The 24,212-nt window shown below is 66.8% G+C and carries 18 protein-coding genes; 17 read left to right on the top strand and 1 reads right to left on the bottom strand.

The genetic code is table 11. From position 1 onward, the window contains the following. Nucleotides 1–72: 72 nt before the first annotated feature. From CCR98_RS09930 to CCR98_RS09850, 17 genes are all read left to right on the top strand, one after another. On the top strand, nt 73–855 hold the full coding sequence (locus CCR98_RS09930; RefSeq protein ID WP_087922466.1) for a ParA family protein: 783 nt from the start codon (nt 73–75) through the stop codon (nt 853–855). Then, on the top strand, nt 852–2,132 hold the full coding sequence (locus CCR98_RS09925) for a chemotaxis protein CheW (RefSeq protein WP_087922465.1): 1,281 nt from the start codon (nt 852–854) through the stop codon (nt 2,130–2,132). Before CCR98_RS09930 ends, CCR98_RS09925 begins: the two co-directional genes overlap by 4 nt. 329 nt (nt 2,133–2,461) lie before the next feature. Next, nucleotides 2,462–2,770 carry an STAS domain-containing protein gene (locus tag CCR98_RS09920; RefSeq protein WP_087922464.1) on the top strand — a complete coding sequence of 103 codons (309 nt, stop codon included), beginning with the start codon at nt 2,462–2,464 and terminating at the stop codon, nt 2,768–2,770. Then, the gene (locus CCR98_RS09915; RefSeq protein WP_087922463.1) at nt 2,767–3,132 is read left to right on the top strand and encodes a response regulator; all 366 of its coding nucleotides are present in this window, start codon (nt 2,767–2,769) and stop codon (nt 3,130–3,132) included. The genes CCR98_RS09920 and CCR98_RS09915 overlap by 4 nt, the downstream gene beginning before the upstream one ends. Before the next feature lie 45 nt (nt 3,133–3,177). Next, a complete protein-coding gene (locus tag CCR98_RS09910; protein WP_087922462.1) occupies nt 3,178–5,166 on the top strand; it encodes a chemotaxis protein CheA in 1,989 nt (662 codons plus the stop codon). A 382-nt stretch (nt 5,167–5,548) separates the two neighbouring features. Continuing rightward, nucleotides 5,549–7,798, top strand: coding sequence for a methyl-accepting chemotaxis protein (locus CCR98_RS09905; RefSeq protein ID WP_087922461.1), 2,250 nt, complete (start codon nt 5,549–5,551; stop codon nt 7,796–7,798). A 158-nt stretch (nt 7,799–7,956) separates the two neighbouring features. Beyond that, nucleotides 7,957–8,730: a flagellar brake protein gene (locus CCR98_RS09900; protein WP_087922460.1), complete on the top strand. Its 774-nt coding sequence runs from the start codon at nt 7,957–7,959 to the stop codon at nt 8,728–8,730. A gap of 185 nt (nt 8,731–8,915) precedes the next feature. Further along, the gene (locus CCR98_RS09895) at nt 8,916–9,407 is read left to right on the top strand and encodes a chemotaxis protein CheW (protein ID WP_014037088.1); all 492 of its coding nucleotides are present in this window, start codon (nt 8,916–8,918) and stop codon (nt 9,405–9,407) included. 136 nt (nt 9,408–9,543) lie between these two features. Further along, the gene (locus tag CCR98_RS09890; protein ID WP_014037087.1) at nt 9,544–9,927 is read left to right on the top strand and encodes a hypothetical protein; all 384 of its coding nucleotides are present in this window, start codon (nt 9,544–9,546) and stop codon (nt 9,925–9,927) included. 101 nt (nt 9,928–10,028) lie between these two features. After that, nucleotides 10,029–12,407 (top strand): methyl-accepting chemotaxis protein, encoded by a 2,379-nt coding sequence (locus CCR98_RS09885; RefSeq protein ID WP_087922459.1) that lies wholly within the window; start codon nt 10,029–10,031, stop codon nt 12,405–12,407. Nucleotides 12,408–13,155: 748 nt separating this feature from the next. Next, nucleotides 13,156–15,426, top strand: coding sequence for a methyl-accepting chemotaxis protein (locus tag CCR98_RS09880; RefSeq protein WP_087922458.1), 2,271 nt, complete (start codon nt 13,156–13,158; stop codon nt 15,424–15,426). A gap of 37 nt (nt 15,427–15,463) precedes the next feature. Next, nucleotides 15,464–16,333, top strand: coding sequence for a CheR family methyltransferase (locus CCR98_RS09875; RefSeq protein ID WP_087922457.1), 870 nt, complete (start codon nt 15,464–15,466; stop codon nt 16,331–16,333). Further along, entirely contained in the window at nt 16,330–16,926 is a 597-nt protein-coding gene (gene cheD, locus CCR98_RS09870; protein WP_087922456.1) for a chemoreceptor glutamine deamidase CheD, read from the top strand. The genes CCR98_RS09875 and cheD overlap by 4 nt, the downstream gene beginning before the upstream one ends. Beyond that, nucleotides 16,923–17,996: a chemotaxis response regulator protein-glutamate methylesterase gene (locus tag CCR98_RS09865; protein WP_087922455.1), complete on the top strand. Its 1,074-nt coding sequence runs from the start codon at nt 16,923–16,925 to the stop codon at nt 17,994–17,996. The genes cheD and CCR98_RS09865 overlap by 4 nt, the downstream gene beginning before the upstream one ends. A gap of 317 nt (nt 17,997–18,313) precedes the next feature. Beyond that, the gene (locus CCR98_RS09860; RefSeq protein ID WP_087922454.1) at nt 18,314–19,117 is read left to right on the top strand and encodes an alpha/beta fold hydrolase; all 804 of its coding nucleotides are present in this window, start codon (nt 18,314–18,316) and stop codon (nt 19,115–19,117) included. Between the two features lie 273 nt (nt 19,118–19,390). Then, nucleotides 19,391–20,029, top strand: coding sequence for a hypothetical protein (locus CCR98_RS09855; protein WP_087922453.1), 639 nt, complete (start codon nt 19,391–19,393; stop codon nt 20,027–20,029). After that, the gene (locus tag CCR98_RS09850; protein ID WP_087922452.1) at nt 20,026–21,510 is read left to right on the top strand and encodes an XVIPCD domain-containing protein; all 1,485 of its coding nucleotides are present in this window, start codon (nt 20,026–20,028) and stop codon (nt 21,508–21,510) included. The genes CCR98_RS09855 and CCR98_RS09850 overlap by 4 nt, the downstream gene beginning before the upstream one ends. 92 nt (nt 21,511–21,602) lie before the next feature. On the opposite strand, the gene acnB is transcribed toward CCR98_RS09850, so the two are convergent. Continuing rightward, nucleotides 21,603–24,194, bottom strand: coding sequence for a bifunctional aconitate hydratase 2/2-methylisocitrate dehydratase (acnB, locus tag CCR98_RS09845; RefSeq protein ID WP_049463414.1), 2,592 nt, complete (start codon nt 24,192–24,194; stop codon nt 21,603–21,605). Nucleotides 24,195–24,212: the final 18 nt, after the last annotated feature.

Here is a 24,212-nt window from a genome sequence, read left to right as displayed (position 1 = left end):
TGACGTTGCCGCCCGTGCCGGCTGGCAGCCGCGTCGGCGCCGCCGTTCCCCCGGCAATGAAGGAGTAATCCGATGCGCATCTGGGCAGTCGCCAACCAGAAGGGCGGAGTCGGCAAGACCACCACCACCCTCGCCCTCGGCCGCGGCCTGGCCGCGCTCGGCCATCGCGTGCTGCTGATCGACCTCGATCCGCATGCCTCGCTCAGCCGCGCCTTCGGCGTGCCGGTGGATCCGCCGCCGGCCGGCGTGCTGGAATTGTTCGGCGCCCCGCCGGCCGACCTTGCCAGCCTGTGCCATGCCAGCAACATCCATGGCCTGGACTACGTCTGCGCACAGTCCGCGCTGGCCACGCTGGAGCGCCGCAGCGCCAACCAGCCCGGCCTCGGCCTGGCCCTGCAGAACGCCTTGGCGCGCCACCAGGGCCAGCACGACTACATCCTGCTGGACTGCGCACCGACCCTCGGCCTGCTGATGATCAACGCGCTGGCCGCAGCTGATCGCCTGATCATCCCGACCCAGGCCGAGCCGCTGGCCCTGCACGGTCTGGATGGCATGGTCCGCACCGGCGAGATGGTCGAACGTTCGCGCCGCCGCCCGTTGCCGATCTCGATCCTGCCGACCCTGTTCGACCGCCGCACGCGCGCCGGCAACGAGTCGCTGCGCACCATGCAGGACCGCCATGGCGGCCGCGTGTGGGAAGACGCGATTCCGATCGATACCCGCATCAGCAACGCGGCGGGCCTGACCCTGCCGAGCGTCGGCGAGGACTACCCGGGCCGTGGCCTGGCTGCCTACCGGCGCGCCTTGAACTGGATCCTCGGCGAGGATGCCCGCGCCCTGGAGCAGGCCGCATGAACAGCACCGGCATCCTCGACGACTACCTGGATGAACTGCTGGGCGAGGCGATCGCCCCGGCCGCCGCTCCCCTGCCCGCGCCGATCAGCACCGACCTGGCCAAGGCCACCGAAGCCGCCGCCGAACGCGAGCCGACCTGGGATGACCTGCCGGCCGAGGTGATCTACGAAACCGAAACCGAAACCGAAACCGAGACCGTCGCCGCCGCGCCTGCCGTGGACAACGCCGCACTGGAAGCCGCTTTCGACGCTGCCTCCGCGCCCGTCAGCGTGATCGATGCAGAACGCGAACCCACCTGGGACGATCTGCCGGACGAAGTGATCTACGAAACGGATGCCGTCGTCGCTGCCCCCGCCGAGGATGAGGCAGCGCTGGAGGCGGCCTTCGAGGCCGCCGCCGCACCGGCCAGCACCGCGGCCGCCGAACGCGAGCCGACCTGGGATGACCTGCCCGACGAAGTCATCCACGAAACCGCGCCGGCACCCGCTGCAGCCGCTGCGAACACCGGCCCGGAACCCACCTGGGACGATCTGCCGGACGAAGTGATCTACGAGACCGATCCGGCGGACAGCCATCGTCTCGCCCACACCGACAGCCCCGGCCTGCAGGCCGCCTTCGAGGCGGCCGCTGGTGGCGAAGACGTGCCTACGCCGCCGCCCGCCGTGGTCGCAGCGCCGGTGGCACCACCGGCGGCACGTCCTGCACCGGCCCCGGCCGCACGCGCCGCCGCCACACCGCCGCCGCGCGTCGCCGTCGATGCCCCCGCAGGCAACCGCCCCGGCACCTGGCAGGAGCTGCAGGCGCAGGCCCACCAACCGGTCCGCAGCCCGCATCCGCAGAACCGTCGCGCCGGCGAACGCACCTCGCGCTGGCTGCGCCTGCGCTGCGGCACCCAGGCCTATGCCCTGGAACTGCTGAAGGTCCAGGAGGTCGTGCTGCCGGTGCCGCTGCTGCCGTTGCGCGGCACCGCTGCGGCCATGCTGGGCATCATGAACCTGCGCGGCCAGGTGGTCCCGGTGATGGACCTGGGCCTGCACCTGGGCGCGGCCGCCGCCGAGGACGACGCGCAGACCCGCATCGTGGTGCTGGAAGAAGACGGCGAAACCATCGGCCTGCGCGTATCTGCGGTGGAAGATGTCGCCAACCTCACCGATTCGCAGATCGAGCCACCCGATACCGCACGCATCTGCCAGATTTCCAACGATCTGTTCCGTGGCGTGGCCCGGGTCAGCCAGCGCCCGATGATCCTGCTCGACGCCACCCGGCTGTTGAGCTGAGCCGCAACGAAAAAGGGGACGAAGGGGATCAGGTCGCAAGCGGCCCCCGTGATCCGCCCGACATCAACTGGGTCGGCGCATCGCGCCGAGGCGTTGCCTGCCGGGGACGCAAGGCGTTGGTCCGTTGGATCAACCCATTACGTCCCCACTGCGCAGTCGCCATTGCTACTGGCAGCCGCAGAGGGGCGCGGCCGCTTGCGACCTGATCCCCTCCGTCCCCTTTTCAACGGCGACCCGAAAAACACCGCATCGACGCACCGCGTCGATTCCCCTAAAGAACCCCACCGGGGTGCCGTTATGGATCACGGAACCGTTTGTCCGGAGTAACGATGAGCACTGTCGAACTGGGTGGGGATCTCGGCATCGAGAGCACTACCGAGCTCAAGAACCGCCTCGCCCCCCTGGTGGAGCAGGCAGGCGAGCTGACCCTGGATGCCAGCCAGGTCGCCCGCATCCACACGGCCGCCGTGCAGGTGCTGTGTGCGTTCGTACAGGCGCGCCGCGAGGCAGGCCTGGGCACCGGCTTCCACGGTTGCACCCCAACCTTCCGTGACGCCGCGCGCCTGCTGGGCGTCACCCAGGCCCTGGGCCTGGACGTAACCCATGACAACCTGAAATCTGTGGAGAACGCTGCATGAGCGCACGTATCTTGGTGGTGGACGATTCGGCGTCGATGCGCCAGATGGTGTCCTTCGCCCTCACCTCGGCCGGTTTTTCCGTCGAAGAAGCCGAAGACGGCGCGGTAGCGCTCGGTCGCGCCAAGGGCCAGCGCTTCAATGCGGTGGTCACCGACGTCAACATGCCGAACATGGATGGCATCGCGCTGATCCGCGAACTGCGCCAGCTGCCGGACTACAAGTTCACCCCGCTGCTGATGCTGACCACCGAATCGGCCGCCGACAAGAAGTCCGAAGGCAAGGCCGCCGGTGCAACCGGTTGGCTGGTCAAGCCGTTCAATCCCGAACAGCTGGTCGCCACCGTGCAGAAAGTGCTGGGCTGATCGCCCCGCACCGCTCCCCCTCTTCGCTTCCGGACCACCACTGCCATGAGCATGGACCTGCAACGCTTCCACGCCACCTTCTTCGAGGAGAGCCGCGAAGGCCTCGACGCGATGGAGGCTGGCCTGCTGGCCCTGGAATCGGGGCAGCAGGACGCGGAGATCATCAATTCAGTGTTCCGCGCTGCCCACTCGATCAAGGGCGGCGCCGGCACCTTCGGCTTCGACGCGATCGCCGGCCTGACCCACGTGCTGGAGACGCTGCTCGATGAGCTGCGCGCCGGCAAGCGGGCACTGGAAGGCCACGCCGTCGACGCCATGCTGTCCTCGGTGGACGTGCTGCGCGCCCTGCTGCGCGAAGCCGAACACGGCCAGGCTGCCGACCCCGCCGCAGTCGCCGCGGTGAAGGCACGCCTGGAAGCGGTTCTTTCCGGCCAGGCCGCAGCGAGCGCCCCGGCGGCCGCCGCCGCCAAGGTGGACGATACGCCGGAAGCCTGGCAGATCGGCTTCACCCCGGCACCGTCGCTGTTCATGAGCGGCAATGATCCTCTGCGCATCATCCGCGAACTGGAACACCTCGGTTCGCTGCAGGTCGCCGCGCGCATGGACCGCCTGCCGGGCTTCGCCCAGCTCGATCCGCTCGAAGCCCACCTGGCGTGGGACCTGGGCCTGGTCGGCAAGGTGCCGCGCAGCAAGATCGAAGACACCTTCGCCTGGGTACTGGACGACTGCGAACTGGACATCCGTCCGGCCGCGCCGCCGAGCCTGGCGACCCAGGCGCCGGCCGCGGCTGCTTCCGCTCCGGCGGCAGCAGCCCCCCCCACTCCCGCCGCGCCTGCCGCCAGCGGTGGTGCCAGCCAGGAAGCGGAAACCTCGATCCGCGTCAGCGTCGACAAGGTCGATGCGCTGATCAACCTGGTCGGCGAACTGGTCATCACCCAGGCCATGCTCAAGCAGGTCTCGCACGCGCTGGACCCGGTCCACGCCGAGAGCCTGTTCGCCGGCCTGGACCAGCTTGAACGCAACACCCGCGACCTGCAGGAAGCGGTGATCGGCGTGCGCATGCTGCCGGTCGATGCAGTGTTCCGCCGCTTCCCGCGCCTGGTCCGCGACCTGTCCAGCCGCCTCGGCAAGCAGGTGCGCCTGCGCACCGTCGGCGAAGGCACCGAGCTGGACAAGGGCCTGATCGAGAAGATCGCCGATCCGCTGGTGCACCTGGTTCGCAACTCGATCGACCACGGCCTGGAAATGCCTGACGTGCGTCGCGGCGCGGGCAAGGACGAAACCGGCACGATCACCCTGGCGGCCTCGCACCAGGGCGGCCACATCGTCATCGAAGTCAGCGACGACGGTCGCGGCCTGGACCGTGCCAAGATCCTGGCCAAGGCCCACGAACGCGGCCTGGCGGTGCCGGACAACCCGACCGATTCGCAGGTCTGGGACCTGATCTTCCAGCCCGGTTTCTCCACTGCCGATGCAGTGACCGATCTGTCCGGGCGTGGCGTCGGCATGGACGTGGTCCGCCGCAACATCCAGGCACTGGGGGGCGAGGTGCAGATCGAAAGCAGCCTCGGCGCCGGCACCCGCACGCTGATCCGCCTGCCGCTGACCCTGGCCATCCTCGATGGCATGACCGTGGCGGTGGCCGGTGAAACCCTGATCCTGCCGCTGGCCTATGTGCTTGAGGCGTTGCAGCCGCAGGCCGAGGACATCCGCAGCATGGCCGGCGAAGGCCGCGTGCTGCGCGTGCGCGGCGAGTATCTGCCGATCCTGTCGCTGAGCGAGTACTACGGCTACGGCAACCGCGCACCCGGCAGCGAATCGCTGGTGGTGGTGGTCGAAGGCGATGGCCAGAAGATCGCACTGGAAGTGGACGAGCTGGTTGGCCAGCAGCAGGTAGTGGTGAAGAACATCGAGAACAACTACCGCCGCATCGGCGGGGTGTCCGGTGCCACCATCCTCGGCGACGGCCGCGTCGCGTTGATCGTCGACATCGGCGGGCTGGTGCGTTCGCTGCGGATGCCGCAGGCCGCCTGATCCACACTGCATGCGTGTACCGGACCGCCGCCCTTCGGGGCGGCGGTTTTTGTTTGTGTGCGCCCTGCCAATGGGTCGGATTCCTTCCCTGCGCAAAGGGACCCGACCCGGACCCACAGCGCTCCGCATTCCGTGAACTCTGTCGACGCGATGGTTTCGCGCGCAACCACGTCACTCAAGCACAAGCCCCGCCAGGCGTGCACTTTCGCGCCGTCATCCCTACGCAGCCGAATGTGATCTGCGTCCATAAAGTCCACCCGAACTGCGCCGCTATTTCGCTTTGACGGCTGTCACCGAACCCCACCGGGCACCCCCGTTCGCTCTGCAACCCCCCCGAACCGGCGCACAGACGCCGGCACTCTGCCCACCTGGAGCACCCTGCATGAAGTGGTTCCAAGATCTGCCCATCGCCCGCAAGCTGGCCGTGGGGTTCACCCTTACCACCCTGATGACCCTGGTCCTGGGCGCGTTCGCCCTGCTGCGCCTGAGCGAAGCCAACGCGCAGCTGCGCGAGATGGCCGACAACGATATCCCCTCTGTCCAGCACCTGGGCGAGGCGCGCTCGCAGCTCGGTGAGTTCCGCACCTACGAACTGGCCCAGCTGAGCATGCTCGACCAGCCGGAGAAGGTCGCCGACTACAACAAGCGCATGGACGACACCGCCAAAGCCGTACATGACGAACTGGCGGCGTACTCGGCGCTGCCGGCGCTGGACAAGGAGCGCGAACTGTATCGCGCGGCCAGCACGCAGCTGGATCGCTACTTCGCCGCCAACAAGGCGATGCGCGAAGCCGTGGCCGCCGGCGATGGCGTGCAGGCCCAGCAGATCTCCGATGAGCAGTCACGCCCGGCGCGTCGTGACCTGTTCGCTGCAATGAAGGCACTGGGCACCCACATCGCCGGGCAGATGGACGGCAAGATTGCCGACGCCAACGCCACCCATCGCACCAGCATGATCGCGATCGTCAGCTGCATCGTGCTGCTTTCGTTGGTGGCCGCCGCACTGGCCACGGTCATCTCGCGCGCCGTCACTGGCCCGCTGGGCAAGGCCGTGCATGCCATCCAGGCGGTTGCCCGCGGCGACCTCAGCGTCAGCACCCAGGCCACCAGCAAGGACGAAGCCGGCAAGATGCTGGCCGCCACCGCCGAGATGACCGCAATGCTGCGCCGTTTCAGCGAGCAGACCCAGTTGATGGCACAGATGCACGCTGGGCCGGACATCAGCCACCGCATTCCGGAAGATTTCCCGGGTGTCTATGGCCAGCTGGCCAACGGCATCAACACGGTGATCTTCGAACACCTCGATGCAATCGTCGATGCCATTGAAGTACTCAACCAGTACGCCACCGGCAACCTCGCCCCGGACGCCCGCCGCCTGCCGGGCAGCCGCGCGATCCTGCACGAGTCGATGGATGCGGCCAAGGCCAGCCTGCTGGCCATCAACACGCAGATCCAGCAGCTGGCCTCGGCAGCAGCCGCCGGTGACTTCAGCCAGCGCGGTGATGCGCAGCGTTTCGATCACGATTTCCGCGTGATGATCGAGCAGCTCAACAGCATGATGCAGGTGGCCGACGGCAACCTGGGCCAGCTTTCGCAGCTGCTGCAGTCGATCGCCGCCGGCGACCTGACCGCGCGCATGGACGGCCAGTTCAACGGTGTGTTCGCACGCATGCGTGACGACGCCAACACCACCGTCGCGCAGCTGACCCAGATCGTCGGCCAGATCCAGGCCAGTGCCTCCAGCATCACCCTCGCCGCTGGCGAGATCGCGTCGGGCAACAGCGATCTGTCGCGCCGCACCGAGCAGCAGGCTGCCAACCTCGAGGAAACCGCCGCGTCGATGGAGGAACTGACCTCCACCGTGCGCCAGAACGCCGAGCACGCCCGCCAGGCCAACCAGCTCGCCATCGGCGCGCATGGTGTCGCCTCGCAGGGCGGCGAGGTCGTCGGCCAGGTAGTCACCACCATGTCGGCCATCGAAGCCTCGTCGAAGAAGATCGCCGAGATCATTTCGGTCATCGACGGCATCGCCTTCCAGACCAACATCCTGGCGCTGAACGCCGCCGTGGAAGCCGCCCGTGCCGGTGAACAGGGCCGTGGTTTCGCCGTGGTCGCCAGCGAAGTGCGCACCCTCGCCCAGCGCTCGGCTGCTGCCGCGAAGGAGATCAAGGGACTGATCGACGATTCGGTCGGCAAGGTTGCCGAAGGCTCCAGCCTGGTCCACCAGGCCGGCAGCACCATGGGTGAGATCGTCGCCTCGGTGCAGCGCGTGACCGACATCATGGCCGAGATTTCCGCCGCCTCGCAGGAACAGTCGGCCGGCATCGAGCAGGTCAACCAGACCGTGGTGCAGATGGACGAAACCACCCAGCAGAATGCCGCACTGGTGGAAGAAGCCACTGCCGCCGCACGTGCGATGGAAGACCAGGCGGTGCAGCTGGGTGAAGCCGTGGCCCGCTTCCGGCTGGCATCGCAGGGCGCCACCGTCGCGCCGGCTCGCCTGACCACCGCGCCGCAGCCGCGCCAGGTGGCGACCGCAGCGCCGGTTGCCAGGCCCGCCCCCGCACGCCCGCTACGTGCATCGGCAGCGCAGCCGGCACTGGCCGCCGACGGCGACTGGCAGGAGTTCTGATGTACCCGGGGTCAGAGCCCTCTTCTGCGGAAGAGGGTCCTGACCCCACACGCATGGAAAGTGATGTGATTCTCACTTCATAATCCGTGGCAGAGGCCGATATCCCCATCGAGCCTCGCGCCAACGCGTGCTGGCGCCCGCCCCTGACCGTAGATTCCATGTCCGACGGCAACGACACTGCAGTGCATGATGTCCACGCGGCTGATGCCGCCGACGAACGCTTCCTGGTCCGCAACCCGCGCCAGCTGCGCCAGCTGCTGCGCTCGCTGATCGACCAGCGATCACTGATCAATGCGCATATCGACGGCCGCGACCGCTCGTTCCCTACCGCGTTGCTTGATCTCGACGAGGACGAGGACTACCTGCTGCTCGATGGCAGCCCGCAGGAAGCCTCCAACCGCGCCGCCGAACAGGCCGACCACCTGCTGTGCTTCGCCCAGCTCGAACGCGTGCTGGTGCGGTTCCGCCTGCACGAACTGCAGCGCGTGGACAACGACGGCCACGTGGCCTTCCGCGCCCCGCTGCCAGACGAACTGGTGCACCTGCAGCGCCGCGAACTGTACCGGCTGGAGACGCCGGTCACTGATTCGCCGCAGCTGCTGCTGCCGCCCGGCGAAGCGCGGGCAGAAGCGCTGTCGATGCGGGTGGTGGACATCAGCGGTGGCGGCCTGGCCGTGGTGGTCCCCAATGACTGTGCGGTGTTTGGTCTGCAGAAGCGCTATCCGGCGCAGTTGTCGCTGCCGGACGGCCCCGACCTGGATATCGAACTGGTGGTCTGCAACCTGCTGCCGCAGCGCCAGCCCAATGGCATCGAGGTCAAGCGCGTGGGCATGCGCTTTGAAAGCCTGCCGCGCGGCGCCGACAGCGCCATCCAGCGCTACATCTTCCGCATCGACCGCCAGCGCAAGGCCCGCCGCAACGGCGAGCTGTAAGGGGAAGCCAGGCACGGTAGCGCCGGGCCATGCCCGGCGGGTCGCCCACGCACCGCCGGGCATGGCCCGGCGCCAAGGAACCATCCACGCCATGCATGGATGCCTTCCCCGGCACCTAAAGTCCCCCCCAGCGGGGCCGATATCGAGCCTGACACCGGGACTTCCGGCAGAACCAGGACCCCTCGATGAACGACAAGACCAGCTCCGCCGCCAGCGCCGGTGGCGAATTCCTCAGCTTCACCCTTGGTGACGAGCACTACGGCGTGGACATCCTCAAGGTGCAGGAAATCCGCGGCTACGACGCCGTCACCCGCGTGCCCGATGCCCCGGACTACATCAAGGGCGTGATCAACCTGCGCGGCACCATCGTCCCGGTCATCGACCTGCGCCTGAAGCTGCGCCTGGACAACGCCCGCTACGACGCCTTCACCGTGATGATCGTGCTGAACGTGGAAGACCGCGTGGTCGGCATCGTGGTCGACAGCGTCTCCGACGTGATCCCGCTGTCGGCCGAGCAGATCCGCCCCACCCCGGAATTCGGCGCCGCCGTCGACACCCGTTTCATCTCCGGCATCGGTACCCACGACGATCGCATGCTGATCCTGCTGGACATCGAGACCCTGCTCGACAGCGCCGACATGGGCCAGGCCAGCCTCGCCGAAGACGTCGCCGCCTGAGCAAACGGAACTGCTTCACGTTCCAGTCACAAAGCCCTTCAGTTCCCTCCGGCGATGCCGATAGGGGGACAGAAGCCGGTCGCGCAGGAGCGCGCAGGACCGGCCCGACCGTTACCATCCCCGGAGATACCCCTCGATGAAGTCCCTGCTTGCGTTCGTTTCGGCCGCTGTCCTGGCCACTACCGCCGCCTCCGCTTTCGCCCAGTCGGCCGACATGATTCCGCCGGAAATGGCACCGCGTTCGGTCGGCAAGGACGGCATGGTCTGTGGCAAGGTCGAAAAGGCCCGCTACGCAGAAGGTTCCGAAGGCCAGCCGACCTTCCTGTACATGGGCGGTGCCTTCCCGCGCCACACCTTCTCGGCCCGCATCGCCGGTGAGAACCGCGGCAAGTTCTCCTTCCCGCTGGAAACCCTGGAAGGCAAGACCGTCTGCGTCATCGGCAAGATCCAGCGCGACGCCTCGCGCGCGGAAATCGAAGTCAGCTCGCCGGCTGGACTGAAGCTGGCCAACATCAAGTAATCCGCTGTCCGTCGAACCACGCCGGGCCTGGTACCGGCGTGGTTTCTGCTGCAACCGGGCCCGATGCCCGGGCGCGTCTGCCTTAGGAGCTCGCAACGCCCATGCCGTGGATCAACAACCTGAAACTGATGCCGAAGCTGCTGCTGACCTTCGGTGTCCTCCTGCTGGTGATGCTGCTGCAGGGCATCGTCGCCTATCGCGGCCTGCACTCGCTGAACAACGTCACCACCGAGCTGGCGGGTTCCCGCATGGAGAGCATCCGCATGGCCGGCGAGATGCGCGGCATGCTGGGTGAATACCGCAATGCCGCCTACCAGCAGTTGATCCGCGCCAGCGACGACGTCAAGTCCGATGCGCGCAAGCAGACCGTGGATCTGCGTACCAGCATGGACAAGTCGATCAAGGACTATCCGAAGCTGGTCGACAACGCACAGCAGAAGAAGCTGTTCGACACCTTCGCCAAGGAATGGAAGGACGCCCTGGCCTCCTATGACAGCGTCACCGAGATGCTGGAACTGGACCTTCCGGACGACGCCATTGATACCTTCGTCGGCGAAACCCGCACCAAGCACCGCAAGGCCGCTTCGGCGCTGGAAGCGCTGATCGCCGAAGACAACCGCCTCGCCCGGGCCTCGCGCGAAGAGGCCGAATCCACCTATTCCGCCTCGGCCGTGCTGACCGTGATCGCCCTGCTTGGCGGCGCCGCGCTTGGCCTGGTGCTGGTGTGGCTGTTCGCCCGCGCCCTGGTCGGCAGCGTGCGTGGCGCCGTCTCGGTGGCCAACGACGTGGCCGGCGGCAAGCTCGATGGCCACATCGACGTCAGCCGCCAGGACGAAGTGGGCGAACTGATGCAGGCCATGCAGCGCATGCAGCGCGACCTGCGCGAGCGCATCGAAACCGACCAGGCCGTGGCGCGCGAGAACCTGCGCATCCGCACCGCACTGGATTACAGCTCGACCGGCGTCTACCTGACCGACACCAGCAACACCATCGTCTACAGCAACCGCGCCCTGCAGCAGACTCTGAGCCAGTACCAGGACGAAGTGCGCCGCGACCTGCCGGACTTCGATGCGCAGGCCTCGCTGATCGGCAAGCCGGTTACCGTGCTCGAACACCGCGGCGAGATGGACCAGACCCTGCTGGGCAACCTGAAAGCACACGGCGTCGCCCGTCGCCCGATGCAGTACGGCGATGCCCAGTTCGCCCAGGTGGTGTCGACCATCCGCAATGAAGGCGGCGACACCGTCGGCTACGTGGTGGAGTGGCGCGACCGCACCCAGGAAGCGCAGGTCGAAGCCGAAGTGGCGCGCGTGATCGCCCAGGCCGCCGCAGGCGACCTGTCCGGCCGCATCGACGCCAACGACAAGGAAGGCTTCTTCCTGCAGCTGGCCCAGCAGATCAACGGCCTGCTGGACGCCAACGCCGGCAGCATCGAACAGATCTCCGGCCTGCTCGCCGCACTGTCGCAGGGTGACCTGACCGTGCGCATGCACGGCGACTACCAGGGCGTGTTCGCCCGCATGCGTGACGATGCCAATGCCACCGCCGCGCAACTGAGCGAGATCGTCACCCGCATCAAGCAGTCCAGCCGCGCAATCAGTTCGGCCGCCGGCGAGATCGCCTCGGGCAACAGCGACCTGTCGCGCCGCACCGAGCAGCAGGCTGCCAACCTCGAGGAAACCGCCGCGTCGATGGAGGAACTGACCTCCACCGTGCGCCAGAACGCCGAGCACGCCCGCCAGGCCAACCAGCTCGCCATCGGCGCGCATGGCGTCGCCTCGCAGGGCGGCGAGGTCGTCGGCCAGGTAGTCACCACCATGTCGGCCATCGAAGCCTCGTCGAAGAAGATCGCCGAGATCATTTCGGTCATCGACGGCATCGCCTTCCAGACCAACATCCTGGCACTGAACGCGGCGGTGGAAGCCGCCCGTGCCGGTGAACAGGGCCGCGGTTTCGCCGTGGTTGCCAGCGAAGTGCGTACCCTCGCCCAGCGCTCGGCTGCCGCCGCGAAGGAGATCAAGGGCCTGATCGATGATTCGGTCGGCAAGGTCAACGACGGCTCGGCGCTGGTGCACAAGGCCGGCGCCACCATGGGCGAGATCGTCGCCTCTGTGCAGCGCGTGACCGACATCATGGCCGAGATTTCCGCCGCCTCGCAGGAACAGTCGGCCGGCATCGAGCAGGTCAACCAGACCGTGGTGCAGATGGACGAAACCACCCAGCAGAACGCCGCGCTGGTGGAAGAAGCCACCGCCGCCGCACGTGCAATGGAAGAACAGGCCGGTCACCTCAGCGAGGCCGTGTCGATCTTCGTGGTGGACGAAGCCGAGGCCGTGGCCGCCCCGCGCATCGCCGCAGCCCCGGCCCCGCGTGCTGCCGCACCGGCCGCACCGGCCCCGGTCGCGCCGCCGGCCCGCCGCACGGCAGGTGGTCGTCCGATGGCCACCGAACTGGCCGATGGAGACTGGCAGGAATTCTGATGCCTGCCTGACCTGATGTACGAGAACGCCCTGGCCCTGCGCTGGGGCGTTTTTGTTTACGAGTTATCTGGATATCCAGCCAACGGCGAAGCCCCTCGGGGTGGTCGCGGAGAGCGGCGGATTTCCTTCGTTTGGGCCGGGAGGGTGGGTTGCGCAGGGGCCGCCGTGAACCCATCCCTGGGGGCTTGGCCGCGGCATCCATGCCGCGGACACCCCTGCGCAACCCACCCTCCCGGCCACGGACACTTTCCGTGCGCGTCCACCCCGGATTGAAGAAAGAAGAGCAAAAAGCAGAAGTCTGGTCGCTTCCGGGGTCAGATCCGTTTTCCGCAGGAAAACGGATCTGACCCCTCTTTCCACTTGGAAACCCAACGCTCTTGCCGTCCGACATCGAAATGCCGAGAGGGTTGGGTCGGGGTGGGCTGGCGGGACCGTTGGCGCCATGGATGGCGCCATCGAGCCCCCAAGGATGGGTTTACGGCGTGTCCCGCCAGCCCACCCCGCCCCAGCCACCCACTGAAAAGTCAGAGCCGACCAACCGCCGTTGCTGTTGCTGTTGCTGTTGCTTTTGCCGTCGCTTCACAAGCCTGCCGCAGGCAGCGCCGCAGCCGCCGCTGCAAGGAAACCTGAATACGTTCGGACACCGCACCTCAATCCCCCGCCAGCGCGGCCGATAACGGGGTTGTCACCGCTTGTCCCGCTGTGACCGGCACGGCGCCGCCCGCCCGCTTCGACCTGGTCCTGCTCGATGAATCTCCTGCATCGCTGGCAACACTACTTCCGCAATCTTTCCGTCCGGCGCAAGCTCAACCTGCTGACGCTGCTCATCGCGCTCGGCGTGATCGCGCTGTCGGTGATCGCCGCCCGCATGCAGTACCTGGACCTGACCGAGACCCGCAAGACCGCACTGAAGACCCAGGTCGAACTGAGCTACGGCATCCTGCAGCACTACCATCGCCTGGCCGGTACCGGCGAGCTCAGCGAGGACGCTGCCAAGGCCGCCGCCCTGCAGGCGCTGGAAGTGATGCGCGCCGATAACGATGCCTACTACTTCAACATCTACGACACCGGCTACCGCCTGCTGATGCACCCGTTCCGCAAGGATCTGGTCGGCAAGGACATGAAGGACTTCCGCACCGACGACGGCGTGCGCATCTACTACGACCAGGTCGAAGCAGCCAAGGCCGGTGGTGGCTTCGTCACCTACCGCTGGGCCAAGCCGGGCAGCGAGGGCGTGGTCGAGAAGGTCGCCTACGCCGGCCTGTTCGCGCCCTGGAATTGGGTGGTCAGCAGCGGCGTCTACATGGACGACGTGCAGAAGCAGGCGCTGGTGTTCACCGCCATCATGACGGTCTCCGGCGGCGTGCTGGTGCTGATCGTGCTGGCCCTGAGCTGGGTCATCGGCAACCGTATCGCGGTACCGCTGAAGCAGGCCACGGCCGTCGCCGAAGGCATCGCCGCCGGCAAGCTCGACAGCCACATCGGCCCGCAGCCGCACGATGAAACCGGTCGCCTGCTGGACGCCATGGCCGGCATGCAGCAGCAGCTGCATGCGGTCATCACCGGCCAGCGCGAAATGGCGCGCCGCCACGACGGTGGCGAACTGAGCTACCGCATCGATGCCAGCGCCTTCCCCGGCGAGTACGGGCTGATGGTGCAGGAAACCAACGCCTTGGTCGGAGGCCACGTGCAGACCCTGCACGACGTGCTGGACGTGGTGCAGCAGTACGCGGTCGGTGACCTGAGCCGCGACATCGCACGCTACCCGGGCGAGAAGGCCGCGATGACCACCACCGTCGATACGGTCAAGGCCAACCTCGGCCGCATCAACGCCGAGATCAAGCAGCTGGCCAGCGCCGCCGCGGCCGGCGACTTCAGCCGTCGTGGCGATGCGCAGCGCTTCGATCACGATTTCCGCCTGATGCTGGAAAACCTAAACGCGATGATGGCGGTCAGCGATGACAACCTCGGCAAGCTCTCGCAGCTGCTGTCGGCCATCGCCGAGGGTGACCTGACCGCGCGCATGCACGGCGACTACCAGGGCGTGTTCGCACGCATGCGTGACGACGCCAACACCACCGTCACCCAGCTGACCCAGATCGTCGGCCAGATCCAGGCCAGTGCCTCCAGCATCACCCTCGCCGCTGGCGAGATCGCGTCGGGCAACAGCGATCTGTCGCGCCGCACCGAGCAGCAGGCTGCCAACCTCGAGGAAACCGCCGCGTCGATGGAGGAACTGACCTCCACCGTGCGCCAGAACGCCGAGCACGCCCGCCAGGCCAACCAGCTCGCCATCGGCGCGCATGGCGTCGCCTCGCAGGGCGGCGACGTGGTCGGCCAGGTGGTCACCACCATGTCGGCCATCGAAGCCTCGTCGAAGAAGATCGCCGAGATCATCTCGGTCATCGACGGCATCGCCTTCCAGACCAACATCCTGGCGCTGAACGCCGCCGTGGAAGCCGCCCGTGCCGGTGAACAGGGCCGTGGTTTCGCCGTGGTCGCCAGCGAAGTGCGCACCCTCGCCCAGCGCTCGGCCGCCGCCGCGAAGGAGATCAAGGGCCTGATCGACGATTCGGTCGGCAAGGTCGCCGAAGGCTCCAGCCTGGTCCACCAGGCCGGCAGCACCATGGGTGAGATCGTCGCCTCGGTGCAGCGCGTGACCGACATCATGGCCGAGATTTCCGCCGCCTCGCAGGAACAGTCGGCCGGCATCGAGCAGGTCAACCAGACCGTGGTGCAGATGGACGAAACCACCCAGCAGAATGCCGCACTGGTGGAAGAAGCCACTGCCGCCGCACGTGCGATGGAAGACCAGGCCGCGCAGCTGGCCGACGCCGTGGCGATCTTCCGCCTCGACAACCAGGTGTCCGCCGCAGTAAAGGCCGTGGCCGCGCGCGTCGAGCCGGCCCGTATCGCCACCATGGCACGTCCGCAGCCGGCCAGCACGTCCGCTCCGGTCCGCCGCAGCGGCAACGCCAGCACCTTCGTCGCCACCGACAGCGACTGGCAGGAATTCTGAGACCCACCCGCGGTGGCTGCGGCCACCGCCCTCGCCGATGGACACGTCCCCCGTGCAAAGTCCTACTCCCATCGTTACCGGCCCGCGCGAATTCGAGTTCGCCGACCGTGATTTCCGCCGCGTCTGCGACCTGATCTACCAGCGCGTGGGCATCGCCCTCGCGCCGGCAAAGCGCGACATGGTCTATGGCCGCCTGTCGCGCCGCCTGCGCACGCTGGGCATGCGCAGCTTCCAGCAGTACCTGGACCATCTGGAGCAGGAAGATGGTGACGAGTGGCAGGCGTTCACCAACGCCCTGACCACCAACCTGACCTCGTTCTTCCGCGAACCGCACCACTTCGACAAGCTGCGCGAGGAGCTGCAGCAGCGCTCCAGCCGCACGCCGCTGCTGCTGTGGTCGTGCGCGGCATCCACCGGCGAAGAGCCCTACTCGATGGCGATCACTGCCTGCGAGGCCTTCGGCACGCTGAAGCCACCGGTGCGCATCATCGCCACCGACGTCGACACCCAGGTGCTGGCCACCGCCGGCCGCGGCGTCTACAACATCGATCGCGTCACCAGCCTGGATCCGGACCTGCGCCGCCGCTACTTCCAGCGCGGCAGCGGCCCCAACGAGGGCCAGTGCCGCGTGCTGCCCGCACTGCGCGAGCTGATCGAGTTCCGTCCCCTGAACCTGCTCGCGCCGCGCTACGACGTTGGCGGCCCGTTCGACGCGCTGTTCTGCCGCAACGTGATGATCTACTTCGACAAACCGACCCAGCGCGCCATACTCGGCCGCCTGGTGCAGCACCTGGCCGACGATGGCCTGCTCTACACCGGCCACTCGGAGAACTACCTGCACGCCGCCGACCTGATCCAGCCCTGCGGCCGCACCCTGTACCGCCGTGCGGCAAAGGCCGGCATATGAATGCCTCGCTGCGTACCGACGATGTGATGCGCTACCAGGACGCGCGCTTCCAGACCATCGCCGCCAAGCTGCTGCCGACCCAGTACCTGGTGGTCGATGACACCACTGCGCTGACCACCACGCTGGGCTCCTGCGTGGCCGCGTGCCTGCGCGACCCGGTGCTGAAGATCGGCGGCATGAACCACTTCCTGCTGCCCGAAGGCAACGCCGGCGACGGCGCACCCGCGCGCTACGGCAGCTATGCGATGGAACTGCTGATCAACGACATGCTCAAGCGCGGCGCCCACCGCAAGCGTATTGAAGCCAAGGTGTTCGGCGGCGCCAACGTGCTGAAGGGCTTCACCAGCAACCCGGTCGGCACCCGCAACGCCGAATTCGTGCGCCAGTACCTCCAGGCCGAGCACATCCCGATCATTGCCGAGGACCTGTGCGGCATCCATCCGCGCAAGATCTGGTTCTTTGCCGATACCGGCCGCGTGGTCGTCCAGCGCCTGCCGCACGCTCACGAAGCCGAAGTGGCCGCGACCGAATCGGCCGTGCGTGCGCGCCTGTCCAGGGCCCCGGTCACCGGTGGCGTGGAGCTGTTCGAATGACCCTGACCGGCAACGCCCCCTGCCGGGTCCTGATCGTCGACGACTCCGCCGTCGTGCGCCAGATGCTCACCGAGATCCTGTCCAGCGATCCGTCCATCGACGTGGTCGGCACCGCCGCCGACCCACTGCTGGCGCGCGAGAAGATCAAGCGCCTGGCCCCGGATGTGATCACCCTGGACGTGGAAATGCCACGCATGGACGGGCTCGCGTTCCTGGAAAACCTGATGCGCCTGCATCCGCTGCCGGTGGTGATGATCTCCTCGCTGACCGAACGCGGCGCCGACACCACGCTGCAGGCGCTGGCGCTGGGCGCGGTGGACTTCGTCTCCAAGCCGAAGCTGGACGTGGCGCGTGGCCTGCAGGCCTACGCCGATGAAATCATCGCAAAGGTGAAGATGGCGGCGCGTTCGCGCGTTCGCCCGCTGGTGCGCGCTGCCGCACCGAAGCTCCTGCTGGACGCCGCGCCTGCGATGCGCCCCGCTGCTCCGCAGTTCCGCACCACCGACCGGCTGATCGCGATCGGCTCCTCGGCCGGCGGCACCGAAGCGTTGCGCGTGGTGTTGGAAGGCATGCCGGCCGACGCGCCCGCCGTGGTGATGACCCAGCACCTGCCGGCCAGCTTCAGCAGCGCCTTCGCCGAGCGCCTGGACCGCCACTCGGCCATGGCCGTGCGTGAGGCCAGCGACGGCGAAGCCGTGCTGCCCGGCCACGCCTACCTGCCGCCGGGCGGCAAGCACCTGCGGATCATCCGCGACGGTGCGCGCTGGCGCTGCCGTGTCGATGATGGCCCGGCAGTGAACCGGCACAAGCCAGCGGTCGATGTGCTGTTCCGCTCGGTCGCGCAGAACGCCGGCGGCAATGCCATCGGCGCCATCCTCACCGGCATGGGCGACGACGGCGCACGCGGCCTGCTGGAAATGCGCCAGGCCGGCGCGCCGACACTGGTGCAGGACGAGGCCACCAGCGTGGTCTGGGGCATGCCGGGTGCAGCGTTCAAGCTCGGCGCCGCCGAGGAACAGGTACCGCTGGAACGGATTGCCGAGCGGTTGCTGTCACTCGCCCGCGGCTGATGGGGAGCTGTAGAGCCGAAGGCAACGGCAGGAGCCGTTGCCAACGTCGCTTGCGACGGCCCGCAGGGGGCCGGGCAAGGACGCCCGGCATAGCCCATGCTCGGCTCCGCATCGGCCAAACACACAGGCCAGACGTCGCATTCAACCCGTTTGCGCTTGCAGCAACCTCGGACAGCGGCGTTTCAACAGTGCGCCTTGCGTACATCGGTGTCGTAATCACCTCACTTGCACCCAGGGATGGCCCCTCGTCGATCCGCCACATTGGACGTGCTTCCCCTACCCCCGCAGCGTGAGGCTCCCTTCCATGGAGCCTCCCCTTGCCCCTTCTCACCCATCACGATATCGGCACCGGCTTTCCGCTTGTCCTCGGCGGCAGCTATCTCTGGGGCCGCGACATGTGGGCACCACAGATCGAGCTGCTGTCGCGGCGCTATCGCCTGATCCTTCCGGAGCTGCCCGGCCACGACAACGATCTGCCCCTGTCCGCCGCCCTCACCACACCTGCGTGCCTCGCGCGCGAAGTCGGCCGCTTGCTGGATGCGCTGGGCATCCGGCAGTACGCGGTGGCTGGCTTGTCGGTCGGCGGCATGTGGGCAGCGGAACTGGCGCTGCAGCGCCCCGAGCAGGTCCGCTCGCTTGTCCTGATGGACACCTACCTCGGTGCGGAACCGGAGGCCTCCCGGCAACGCTATTTCGGCATGCTCGACATGATCGAACAGCTGGGCTGCATCCCCGAAGCCATAGCCGAACAGATTGTGCCGCTGTTCTTCCGTCCAGGCATCGCTAACGACGATCCGATCCGGGTGCTGTTCCTGCAACGGCTGCTGTCCTGGCCCCGCGAGCGCCTGCTCGACGCGATCGTGCCGCTGGGTCGCCTGATCTTCGGCCGCCCGGACCGGCTGGGCGCATTGAAGGATCTGGACCCGGAAACAACGCTGATCCTGAGTGGCGAACACGACCTGCCACGCCCCTTGACCGAAGCGCGGCAGATGGCGGGCCAGATCGGCTGCCGGCTGCAATCGATCCCCGATGCCGGCCATATCTCCACGCTGGAGAATCCGGCATTCGCCAGCGTGCACATTGATGCATGGTTGCAGCAGTCGCTGCACGTCGCCTGCTAGCAAGCGGCCGGATGCTGGGCGGCGTCCCACGCGACGCCCCCGGCGCTGGACCTCGGCCTTGGAGTACAGCTGCACCGGGTCGTATAGTCAGACGTCGCAGAGCAATGGAACGCCGATGAACGATACGCCGCAATGCCCCGTGGCACGGGTACGCAAGGATGGAGTACCGGCGTGCCCCCAGCATGAAATGCACAATCCGTCGCATTTGCCCCGAGGTGCCCTTCATGGTGTCGCCGCACCCCGCAAAACCTTGATCAGCGACCTGGACCGCTCATGCTGAAATCCGCCCCCAGCTTTGCTCATGTTGCGTTGATCGCATTGATCACACTGGCCATTCCAGGCTGCAACAAGGAACGCTCATATCCGGTCTACCGCGAGAACCCTGCACCCAAGGATGCGCTGCCGATTGTGATTCGGGTCCACGACGCACCCGTGAATGTCCCAACCCCCACGATCACCGTCTTGTACGAGATCGACTCGCTTTGCCTCCCCCCGATCAACAACTACGAGGGCGTGCATTACGAACCCAAATGGCATTCAATCGAGTTCAAAGCACAGCGAATAAGCGACACCGAGTTCACCACCACCGTGTTCAAAGACGGGATGGCGGTCGCTGACTATTACGGGCGCGGCCCATGCAAATGGATGCCGAATACTGTGCAAGCTTCGTTCCCGATGATCAGTGATGGACGCACAATCTACGCAACAGTCGGCGCCCCTTTCCAGAGAATTGAAGACACGGGAGGCTCTACGACATACGTAGAGAAGGAACTAAAACCTCTCATCCCAGGGCAGACACCTGAACGAGCCTGGACGCTGTCAAAGACGATGTTTGACAAGCGCCCACTCGCCGACCGCCCAAAGTACTTCCCCATAGAAATCTCCTCCCGGATTGAAGGAGATGCCCCATGAACCCTATTACCAGCGCCACACTCTCGGACCATGTCTACAATGGATTATCTCCGGATGCCACGTCCGTCACCATTGCAGGAAGCGATTACGAGATCTTAGTTAGACGGGATTCCAGCACTGGTTACCAGGGCATTGTCTATCGCAAAGTTGAAACCGACGAAGTCATCATTGCCCATCGCGGCACCGAGTTTGATCGCCAGCCCCTTCTGGACGGCGGCATTGACGCTGCGATGGTCACTGCCAGAGTCAACGCGCAACTCGGCGATGCCCTCGCCCTGACCAAGCAGGCCATCAAGCTGGCTGATGAAAGGGGGATTGGGCCCGTACACGTCACCGGTCACTCCCTCGGCGGCGCCCTCGCGCAGATCACCGCCCATCACTACAACCTCCCCGGCGACGCCTTCAATCCTTACGGTGCCGCGGGGCTGGCGTATCGCCTCCCTGAAGGCCAGCCGGCCAATGCGGCGCCCTTCACCAACCATGTGATGGCAGGCGACCTGGTCAGTGCGGGCGGCCCTCATTACGGCAAGGTCGAGATGTATGCGCTGCCCAGGGAACTGGAGGTTCTGCGCAACGCCGAGCACGGCCAGCGCATCGCCTCGCTCGGAACGCTTGGGATGAAGAGCGGCCATGTCATGTCCGCCGCCGTGGCGGTCCAATTGGGTGACTCCCATCGATTGGTTCATTTCCTTGATCGCATGACCGACAAGGGTCCGGTGCAGTCTGTACTGGACAACCCCCAGGCCCGGGCCACGGATCCTGAAGACCTGCGCCGGATTGCCGACTACCGCAGTGATGTTCATCAGCTGCGCGCGGCGGCGACCGTGCTTGTCGGTGGTGGACCGGGTCTGCTGCGCGACGGGGTCAATTACCTGCGCGGCACCGAGGAAGCTGGTGCGCATGCCCGCCACGAAGCCGAAGTCGCGCAGCAGGCCCGCAATGCGCTCAAGCCTGGAGAGCAACTGATCCAGGATGCAACCGACCAGGGCTCGCCCTCCCTCGGCAATCCCGGCTTCTCCCCCAGGAACCCATTGCAGGAGAGCATCGAATCCACCTTGGACAAGGCGGGCCTGGATCCCAGGAAGGAAGGCCACCCAGACCAACCTCTCTACCGGCAGATTCGCGACGGTGTATCCGCTGTGGATGCCAGGCACGGCCGCAGCTTCGATGAAACCAGCGAGCGGATGACGGCCAGCCTGCTGGCGGCGGCCAAGAGCAGCGGCCTGGAACGCATCGATCATGTGGTCCTGGGCAATCCAACCAGCGATGGCTCGGACTCTCGCATGTTCGTTGTGCAGGGAGCGCTCGACAATCCGGCACACCTGCGGGCGTCGGTCGCGATCAGCGAGGCAATCAGCACGCCCGTGGAGCAGTCGCTCGCCAAGGTCGAACAGATGTCGCAGGTACAGCAGGTTGCCCAGCAGGACCACGCCCTGGAGCAGATCCAGGAGCAGACCCGGACAGCGATGCGCATGGGCTAGGCCACCTGGCCCGGCACACACAAAAAACCCCCGGCTTTCACCGGGGGCTCTTCGTTTCAACGGGCTACCGGCCAGTGGCTGGCGTTACCGCATCAGGCAGCAACCGTCTTGGCCACGTCCTGGTATTCCTCGATCTGGTCGAAGTTCATGTAGCGGTAGATCTCCGCACCATTGGCGTTGATCACGCCGATGTCCGCCATGTACTCCTCCTTGGTCGGGATGCGGCCCAGGCGCGAGCAGATCGCGGCTAGTTCCGCCGAACCCAGGTACACGTTGGTGTTGCGGCCCAGGCGGTTCGGGAAGTTGCGGGTCGAGGTCGACATCGCGGTGGAACCTTCGCGGATCTGCGCCTGGTTGCCCATGCACAGCGAGCAGCCCGGCATTTCCATGCGTGCGCCGGTAGCGCCGAAGGTGCCGTACACGCCTTCCTTGGTCAGCTCGGAAGCATCCATCTTGGTCGGCGGTGCCACCCACAGGCGGGTCGGCAGGTCACGCTTGCCTTCCAGCAGCTTGGCAGCCGCGCGGAAGTGACCGATGTTGGTCATGCACGAACCGATGAACACTTCGTCGATCTTGGCGCCGGCCACTTCGGACAGGGTCTTCACGTCGTCCGGGTCGTTCGGGCAGGCCACGATCGGCTCGTGGATGTCGGCCAGGTCGATCTCGATGACAGCGGCGTACTCGGCGTCGGCATCCGGCTCCAGCAGCTCCGGGTTGGCCAGCCACGCTTCCATCTTCTCGATGCGACGCTGCAGCGAACGCGGATCCTGGTAACCCTCGGCAATCATCCACTTCAACAGGGTGATGTTGCTGTTGAGGTACTCGATGATCGGCTCCTTGTTCAGGCGCACCGAGCAACCGGCCGCCGAACGCTCGGCCGAAGCGTCGGACAGTTCGAACGCCTGTTCGACCTTCAGTTCCGGCAGGCCTTCGATTTCCAGGATGCGGCCGGAGAAGATGTTCTTCTTGCCAGCCTTGGCCACGGTCAGCAGGCCCGACTTGATCGCGTACAGCGGGATCGCGTTGACCAGGTCACGCAGGGTCACGCCCGGCTGCATCTTGCCCTTGAAGCGCACCAGCACCGACTCCGGCATGTCCAGCGGCATCACGCCGGTGGCAGCGGCGAAGGCGACCAGGCCCGAACCGGCCGGGAACGAAATGCCCACCGGGAAACGGGTGTGCGAGTCACCACCGGTACCGACGGTGTCCGGCAGCAGCATGCGGTTGAGCCAGCTGTGGATCACGCCGTCGCCCGGGCGCAGCGAGACGCCGCCACGGGTGGAGATGAACTCCGGCAGGGTGTGGTGGGTCTTCACGTCCACCGGCTTCGGGTAGGCGGCGGTGTGGCAGAACGACTGCATCACCAGGTCGGCCGAGAAGCCCAGGCAGGCCAGGTCCTTCAGCTCGTCACGGGTCATCGGGCCGGTGGTGTCCTGCGAGCCGACCGAGGTCATCTTCGGTTCGCAGTAGGTGCCCGGGCGCATGCCCTGGCCTTCCGGCAGGCCACAGGCGCGGCCAACCATCTTCTGCGCCAGCGAGAAGCCCTTGCCGGTATCGACCGGCTGCACCGGCAGGCGGAACAGGTCGGTCGGGGCCAGGCCCAGCGCTTCGCGCGCCTTGCCGGTCAGGCCACGGCCGATGATCAGCGGAATGCGGCCACCGGCGCGCACCTCGTCGAACAGCACTTCGGACTTGACCTGGAACTCGGCAATCACTTCGCCGTTCTTCAGTGCCTTGCCTTCGTACGGACGCAGCTCGACCACATCGCCGTGCTCCATCTTCGACACGTCCAGCTCGATCGGCAGTGCACCGGCATCTTCCATGGTGTTGTAGAAGATCGGGGCGATCTTCGAACCCAGGCAGACGCCACCGGCGCGCTTGTTCGGGATGAACGGAATGTCATCGCCGGTCCACCACAGCACGCTGTTCGTGGCCGACTTGCGCGAGGAGCCGGTGCCGACCACGTCGCCGACGTAGGCGACCAGGTGGCCCTTGTCCTTCAGGTCGAGGATCTGCTGGATCGGGCCGCGCTTGCCGTCTTCTTCCGGGGTGAACGGCGCATCGTCGCGCTTGTTCTTCAGCATCGCCAGGGCGTGCATCGGGATGTCCGGACGGGTGGTCGCGTCCGGCGCCGGCGACAGGTCGTCGGTGTTGGTCTCGCCCGGCACCTTGAACACGGTGACGGTCAGGCTCTGCGGCACTTCCGGGTTGCTGGTGAACCACTCGGCGTCGGCCCAGCTCTGCAGCACGGCCTGGGCGTTGGCGTTGCCCGCCTTGGCCTTTTCCTGAACATCGTGGAAGGCATCGAACACCAGCAGGGTCTTCTTCAGACCGTTGGCGGCGATGGTACCGACGCTGGCGTCGTCCAGCAGCTGCACCAGCGGCGCGACGTTGTAGCCGCCGAGCATGGTGCCCAGCAGTTCGGTAGCGCGCTCGCGGCTGATCAGCGGGTTCTGCTCGCTGCCCAGGGCGATCGCCGCCAGGTACGAGGCCTTGACCTTGGCCGCGTCATCGACGCCGGCCGGCACGCGGTGGGTCAGCAGGTCGAGCAGGAACTCGGCCTCGCCCTGCGGCGGGTTCTTCAGCAGTTCGATGACATCGGCCGTCTGCTGCGCGCTCAGCGGCAGCGGCGGGATGCCAAGCGCAGCGCGCTCGGCGACGTGGTGGCGGTAGGCTTCCAACATGACAACTCCCGGGTAATG

The organism is Stenotrophomonas sp. WZN-1 (genome assembly GCF_002192255.1).
Classification (GTDB): Bacteria; Pseudomonadota; Gammaproteobacteria; order Xanthomonadales; family Xanthomonadaceae; genus Stenotrophomonas.
Note: the sequence above shows the minus strand (reverse complement) of the source record. Positions and strands in the feature narration are given on the sequence as shown.